The sequence below is a fragment of the Draconibacterium sp. genome, from assembly GCF_041583095.1.
In the GTDB taxonomy this organism is placed as follows: Bacteria; Bacteroidota; Bacteroidia; order Bacteroidales; family Prolixibacteraceae; genus Draconibacterium.
The window spans coordinates 1-7,341 of the sequence record NZ_JBFHGM010000257.1 but is presented as its reverse complement, the minus strand read 5'-3'; the positions used below and the strand labels follow the sequence as shown (position 1 = coordinate 7,341).

General features: G+C 41.7%; 6 protein-coding genes. 1 reads left to right on the top strand and 5 read right to left on the bottom strand.

Annotated elements, in window-relative coordinates:
• The coding region (locus ABZB17_RS18280; protein ID WP_372652285.1) for an FAD-dependent oxidoreductase at positions 1-688 on the top strand (688 nt) is incomplete at its 5' end.
• A 201-nt stretch (positions 689-889) separates the two neighbouring features.
• Here ABZB17_RS18280 and ABZB17_RS18275 read toward each other — a convergent pair.
• The 5 genes from ABZB17_RS18275 to ABZB17_RS18255 all read right to left on the bottom strand — a co-directional run.
• Entirely contained in the window at positions 890-2,293 is a 1,404-nt protein-coding gene (locus ABZB17_RS18275) for a DUF1593 domain-containing protein (protein WP_372652283.1), read from the bottom strand.
• Positions 2,294-2,345: 52 nt separating this feature from the next.
• Complete coding sequence (locus ABZB17_RS18270) at positions 2,346-3,311, bottom strand: DUF3887 domain-containing protein (protein ID WP_372652281.1); 966 nt, start codon at positions 3,309-3,311, stop codon at positions 2,346-2,348.
• 177 nt (positions 3,312-3,488) lie between these two features.
• Complete coding sequence (locus ABZB17_RS18265) at positions 3,489-5,510, bottom strand: LTA synthase family protein (protein ID WP_372652279.1); 2,022 nt, start codon at positions 5,508-5,510, stop codon at positions 3,489-3,491.
• An 11-nt stretch (positions 5,511-5,521) separates the two neighbouring features.
• Positions 5,522-6,760, bottom strand: coding sequence for a YaiO family outer membrane beta-barrel protein (locus ABZB17_RS18260; protein ID WP_372652277.1), 1,239 nt, complete (start codon positions 6,758-6,760; stop codon positions 5,522-5,524).
• Between the two features lie 6 nt (positions 6,761-6,766).
• On the bottom strand, positions 6,767-7,341 hold a 575-nt coding region (locus ABZB17_RS18255; protein WP_372652275.1), incomplete at its 5' end, for a glycosyltransferase family 2 protein.

Here is a 7,341-nt window from a genome sequence, read left to right as displayed (position 1 = left end):
TATGGAGTTCCTGAAAGCCAACACAAAAAGTTTGCTCGACAGTAAACTGGAAGATGGAAATTACATCTCGGCAAAAGATAAACACGTAATTGTAATTGGTGGTGGCGATACCGGTACCGACTGTGTAGCCACATCGCTGCGCCATGGTTGTAAAAGTATAACTCAGTTGGAGATTATGCCTCAGCCACCAAAAGAACGTAACGGCGACGTTAACCCATGGCCCGAATGGCCCGGTAACGAAAAAACCGATTACGGCCAGCACGAAGCTATTTTGGCAAAAGGAAAAGATCCAAGGAAGTACTCGATAATGACCACCAAAATTGAAGGTGATAATGGCAAAGTAAAAGCTTTGCACACTGTTCAGGTGGAGTGGATTAAAACCGACAACGGCGGACGGATGCCACAAGCGATTCCGGGAACCGAAAGATACATTAAGGCAGACTTAGTGCTGTTGGCAATGGGATTTTTAGGACCGGAAGATAAAATTGCCGAAGAGATGGATATGGAACGTGATGCACGTTCGAACTACAAAGTTGAATACGGACAGTTTAAAACCAGCATTAAAAAGGTTTTTGCTGCCGGTGATTCACGCCGCGGACAATCGTTGGTGGTTTGGGCAATTAACGAAGGTCGCGCTGCTGCCCGCGAAGTAGACACCTACTTAATGGGCGACACTGTTTTGCCATAAGGCAACGTGTTCTGTGACACGAGCGACGAAAGTTGCTCACATTAAATTTGAATTTTAGCATATGTCGTAGTGGACTATGCTTTTTTATAGTGCAGTTTTTTCAGGAGTTCCGGCCGGAGGAGGAAATTTATTATCCGAAACTAAATCACTTTCCCTTGACCAGAATGTGAAACGCCGGTTCTCCTTTTTTCTTGCACACTATTATTCTGCTTTTACTATTATCCTTCGGTAGTTGGTTAAGTTGGGAACACCATCATCGCTTACTTCACAGATTACATGAAATTCTTTTCCCGCTGCATCAGACGGTATTTGAATCGTGGCAGTATTTGATTCACCAGTTGATATTTTTATCTCTCCTGAATAATTTCCGGCTTCGGGTATTGCCCACCATTTAAAGTTTAAGCGATCGCCATCGGGGTCGAATGATTTTGATGCGTTGAGTTGTAATTCTTCCCCTGCTTTGCAAACTTTCCCGATTGGTTTAATGCCTTTATCGCCGTTAACAATTACAACCGGATTGCGGTTTCCCTTTCCTTCTTTGGCCCAATCCATACGGGCGGCAAAATTGTTAAATATTGCCGGGTAGAAATAGGCGAAGTATTTTGTGCCAATGTTATAGGGTTCGCCGGTATAATTTGTGTAAGCATTTGTGAGGCTATCGCGCCCCAGGCCAAATTCAAAATAACCACTCCAGCTCACCTGCGTTGGAACATCCGGGTTTGATAATCCATTGGGCATAACATGCATAAAGGCCGGCGTATCGCCTTCAACTCCCCATTTGTATTTTGGATATAAAGCGCCAAGATTACCATGATTTTGGATATGATGTGCGTATTCATTCCAGTTATTAACGCCCGTACCGTTTTGATGTTTCCAGGCACATTCATCCCAAAAAAATAGCAGGTCATTTTCAAAACCCCGCATCCACTGATGAGAACTAATGTCATAACGAATGGTATCTCCGCTCGACCATGGCCTGTCCTGGTCGGTAATCGTATAAATACGAAATTTATGCAGAAAGGCTTTTAGTTCTTCAGGTGTCCGCTCCTGTTGTATGCGCCAAATGGCCTGGGCAAATGTATTGCCACCTCCCCAAACAGTAATCCATATCGGGCGGTCGTCCTCTTCATCAGCCAAATCAATTATAAGATTACTTCCTTCCGAATCGTTGTCATCACCAATAAATTTCATCCCCATCTTTGTACTTCCCATCACAGTTCGCTTTCGCAAATAAGCGACAGACGGCCAGTAGCCAATTTCCTGCGTTGATTCATCATCGGCAAATGCTTCCTGACCAGATCGTTTATTCAAATTTGGTAAATCCTTTTCATAGGCATTTAAGGCATCGTGAATTAAATCGATACGTTCGTTTCCGCCATTATTACTCCAACCCGTAGTGGCAATTAACGCTTCAATCTCAAACTGGTCAGCATGTACCAGTAAACGAATCATCGACTCCATATCGTCAGGTTCAATATTATTGGGCGCAATATCGGTTAGCACTACAATTCGTGGTTTTAAATCTTTTGTATCCGGCTCTTCTATCGCGCAAGCTTGTGTTAGCATAAAGCTTAATACGATAAGTGCAATGTTTTTTAGTTTCATTTGGTATAATTTAGGTGTTGATTTGTTTTATAATTAGCTCAGTTTAAACGTATCAATTGTTCTGTATTCGCTCACCTTTTAAAGGAGAATAGTCGTTTTTCAAAAATCCATTCACTTTAATACTGTCAAAAAAGCATTTTACACCAGTAGCCTGATTAATATCTTCAATATTCTGAATGTGAAAATGCAGATGTGCCTCTGACGAATTGCCTGAATTACCACACAGCCCCAGCACATCGCCTTTATTAATCTTTTGTCCTTGTTTTACTACAATTGAGTTTTGTTTGAAATGGGCAAAAAATAAATATTCATTATCAGCTGCTTTAAGAATAATTGTGTTTCCCGGGATATAATAAAGGTCGAATTCCCCCGGCGTATTATCCGCTATACCATCTATAACCTGAACCACTTCGGCATTACATGGTGCAATTATCTCTTTTCCAAAAGCATAATAGTCTTCGTTCGTTCTTCCAGCAGTTTTGTATGATTTACCTTCTTTATCGGTAATTATAAAATCGAATGCATTTTTCTGGGCTTCATTCTCCACATGGTAATTTAGTTCTTCGGTGTCACCACCCCAAACCACAATCCATTCGTCATGAAATGGTAAATCGAGTTTTGTTTTGTTTCTATCGGGTTTTGGCAGATTCTCATCTTTAAATGGTTTTACCATTAAACCGTTTATTTTATCCTGTTTATCAACCGAAATATTCAAAGAAAACAGAGCACGTTCAAATCTGGTTTTGTACGAAGCAAAGGTTTTGTTTTCGTATCGAATAAACTCCCGGTGTTCAATATTTCCGGCCTGCTTTTTTAGTCCCTTTAAAAAATCAATCGTTTTCTCAACAGGTAAATCTTTTTTCATCTCAGGAGAAAAGCATTCAAATATTTCGGTGTATTTATCAGCGTTATAGAGTTGCACAAATTCGTTGGATATTTTTTTCGAAACCTCCTTCTCTTCCTGTCCGAAGTTTACAATGGGCGTTAGAAGTAAGAATACAAAACAGAGATATTTCATTCGCTTGTTTGTTAATTTCCTAAAGATATAGATCTAATAAGATAAATGCTACCAGTTCCATGGGAACTGATCTTGATAATTCAGCTGTAATTCACTGAATAACGTTTTTAGCCCAGGTCTTTTCGTAATCAGGCTATAAGGCGATTTTATAAATACCAGTTACCGAAGTTGTATTGTTTATTGCCCGTGGTAAGTATATACTTTTAGCGAATCGGGAATAAGCTTGTTGTTTTTACAGGCATGGTTATTCTTTAACAGGAAATTAGTGAGTTCAGCTTCCAGTTCTTTTTCTTTATCGGGCTCATTAACGGTTTCAATGTCCATATTTTCGTAAACCTGGTAAATTTCTTTGTTGGCTAACATATGCTCGCCGTCGATATAATCCAGTATTTCGTTTTTGTTTCGCATTAAAGGATATGCATTTCCTACCCTGAAATCTTCCTCGTCGTCGAGGCCATGCCCAATCCAGGCGGCTGCTTTCGGACGCGAAATGATGCTATCGGCATCCAGCAGGGCAAGCAATGAAGGTGTAATATCGAAATGTGTAACAACCGATGAAAATTTAGCTGTTTCTTTAAGCATAGGTGAATAAATTACCAACGGCACATGAAATCTGTCGAGCTGCGTACTTATGGGAATTTCGGGCATACGGTGGTCGCCCGTAATCACAAAAATGGTGTTGTTAAACGATGGCAGTTTACTGAATTCGTTAAAGAAATACCTTAGCGCATCATCAAAATAAAGCACCGTTGAAAACTGTTTTTCATAGTTGCGGTTAAAGGCTTCTGTTTTTCCGGGAAGTTTCAGTTCCGCCAAACGTTCATTAAATTTCGAGAGGTAATATTCCTGATTTTCCACCTCAAAAGGACTGTGCATGGCCAACGTAAGAATAACATCCATACGCGGACTTGCAGTATCGGTTTTAACTTCATCGATATACCGTCTGAAAATCTCTTTGTCGCCAAATCCCCAGGAAAAACCGCTGGCAGAAGCCGGCATTTTTTCATAGTCTTCGCCGAATCCGGTGTTGTCAATTATTTTATCTATTCCCTGCCGTTTCAGAAAGATATCCATGTTGTCGAAATGCGCTTCACCACCGTAGGTAAACGAACTGCTATAACCGGCCTGGGTTTTTAAAATACTCATCAGGCTTAAATGATCGGGCATATCATCGCCAAGCTCCGTAAAACCACGATCGCCAAACGGAACCGATGCCAGGGTTGAAGGAAGCACCCCAAAGGTTCGGCCCGAAGTGCTTAAACTGTTTTCCCAATACAAACTCCTATCCATCAGCGAATCCAGAAAAGGCGTAAAACTGCCCAGGTAGGCGTCCTTGCCGCTGTAAGCCCGGCCAAGACTTTCAACAATCACAAAAACAATGTTAGGCTTAGTCTTTAAAGGTTCAAAGTATTTACCCAAAACATCGGGTGTTGTTTCCTGGTGGAGGAAAGGGTAGTCTTCGTCGAGGTAAGTAAAAGAACCATCGGCAGTGGCCACATTTGTTTTAAAAGTGTAGGATTGTTTGTCTATCTGCTCGTTGAAGACATAACGTTTTAGTACACTTTCGCTAAAAAAGTTGAGTTTGTTGGTGGCTGCAAAAAGCGAAAATTCGTTTACAAAATCAGAAGGTTGTGGTTTTAAAAAACCAAACGGAGCCAGTGACGCAAACATGGCGGCCGAAATAAGTAATAGCATCCACGGTTTTAGCTTATAGTAAACATGTTTTATAATAACCCGCACCATGTAAACTAAAAAGAGGGCCATAAAAATAAATGGCCAGACATTCATCTCGCCCGAACTTTGCACGGTTTGGGTGATTTCTTCGATGGAATAGCCAAACAAATCGGCGCCCAGCGGAACACCTGCCGCAGAGAAGTATTTGAGCAGCAGCATATCGCCCAACACAAGTAATACCGAAGCGGAAATAAAAAATACACGTGCCGTCTTTTGGCTGAACAAACCCAGCAGTAAAAAAGGAATCATCAGTACGGCTGAAACCCTAAGGTAGAGGATGATGTCGTATTTTATTCCGAAAAGCAGCGTACTAAAACTCCCCGGTGGATAGTTGTGGTAATTGGAGAGAATTACCATTTCGTGTAAACGCACAAGCAAAATCATCACGGCCAGAATAAAACTCAGGCTGATAAAACGCCTTAATGTGCGTACAAGCAAGCCAAATATATCGGTAATTTTCCCCATTTAAATCTCTATTAGAACAACCTCGAAAAACCTATATCGAACGAATAGTAGCCCGAATAATTTCCGGGTTCCAGTTGTTCGCTGCCAATATTAAATCCGGCACTTACAATCCATAATTTTTTAATTAAGCGGTTGTATTCCGCCCTTACCGCCCTGGTTTTTAAAGTCAGGTTCTTTTCGGTATCAATCGGTTTCCTGTTGTCGTCGGGCGAAACACCATAACTTAGTTTAAGCCCCAAATAATTTTCTGAATCGGCGAAATAGCGCCGTACCGACAACGCCCCGGAAACCGATGTTCCGTCAGTATCCGGCGTAACGTACGATCGCAGCGAAACCCAGTAATTCCCCACATATTTTCCCAATGTTGCGGTATAAATGTCAACTCCCGAAGAACTAAAATCGAGGTAGCGCATTCCCAGCGAACCTTCCCAGGCATTTGGAAAGTTGTGGTACAACTCGAAACCAAAACGGTTTCCCGGGAAAAGCGCATCCGACGAGTACCCGTAATTCACGTAGGCATAATTGTTTTCGCCAATTTTTGGGTAGGCATCTATTTCAAACTGCAGCCCGTTTGAATCAAAACGGTTGGCATAGTTCAAACGTGCAATAACCGACCCCAGTTTGGTTTTTCGCCCATACGACAGGGCCAGAAAATGCCAGGGATCGCGGCTAAAATCGCTGTTAAAATTATCGAAAGTGTATACCAGTCTGATTCTGTTTTTCATTAAGTCGAGTCGGTATTCTTTTAACTTGAGCAGAAAATCGGGTTCGCCCGGGTTTTTATGCAGGTAGGTTTCCAGCACCTCAACTGCTTCCTCGTACTGTTCATCGCTGTATAGTATCCGGGCTTTTTTCAATGCAAACTTCGACGATTCGGGCTCCTGCTTTAAAGCTGCGTTGCAATATTCAATAGCTTTTGCATTGTCATCAGCCCAAAACTCAACATCCGAAAGCGCATCGTAGGCTTCCATATTTTCGGGGCGCTGTATTAAAACCTCCTGTAATACCACTCTTGCCGAATCGTACATTCCATCCCAGGCATAGGTACGTCCCATCAATAAGGCCACATCCGAATTAAAACCTTCGGAAAGAATCTGGCGGCAAATGCTGCGGGCTTTTTCCCGTTCACCGTTAAAGGCAAAGTTCCGGGCCTCATCAAAGGTTTGTGCCTGCAGAATACCCGCTGTTCCCGTGCCCAGCAAAATAAAAAGTACACTTACTATTTGGAAATACAATCGATTCTTTCTCATTGTATTTTATTTTTTTTGTTTCGAAATGTCAAAGCCGGCACGTGTCATTTTTCCCCACGATTTTTTCTTTTTTATGAAATAATCGTAGTTCCCCCTGAGTCCCCAATACACAATTAAAGGATGGTAGATAAACGGCTCGAGCCAGGTTGTCATCAGCAACTTTATTATCATTCGTTTTTTCTTGTAGCGGTTGTATGAAAGATGGTCGAAAAGGATGGCATAGGTCGAAATCATAATTGCAAAAAAGTAAATAAAACCAAACATTACATAAAAAAACGACCAGTCGGCCAGCCCAAGCAAGGCTATGGTAATAAAATAAGATATGCCTAAAAATTCAACAATCGGGGCCAGCCATTCGAAAAATACCCAGTAGGGGTGCGAAACCATTCCCATAAAACCAAACTTCGGATTCATAAAAATATCGCGGTGCAGCATTATAGTATCTATTGTGCCGCGTGTCCACCTGTTTCGCTGTGAACCGAGTACTTTTAGTGTTGAAGGTGCTTCGGTCCAGCACAAGGGATCGGAAATGTACACCACTTTGTATTTTATCCCCTGGTTAGCCATGTATTTACGCATAC

Coding starts and splice junctions, on each gene's coding strand:
- ABZB17_RS18275 (WP_372652283.1), bottom strand. CDS start 2,293: ATGAAACTAAAAAACATTGCACTTATCGTATTAAGCTTTATGCTAACA.
- ABZB17_RS18270 (WP_372652281.1), bottom strand. CDS start 3,311: ATGAAATATCTCTGTTTTGTATTCTTACTTCTAACGCCCATTGTAAAC.
- ABZB17_RS18265 (WP_372652279.1), bottom strand. CDS start 5,510: ATGGGGAAAATTACCGATATATTTGGCTTGCTTGTACGCACATTAAGG.
- ABZB17_RS18260 (WP_372652277.1), bottom strand. CDS start 6,760: ATGAGAAAGAATCGATTGTATTTCCAAATAGTAAGTGTACTTTTTATT.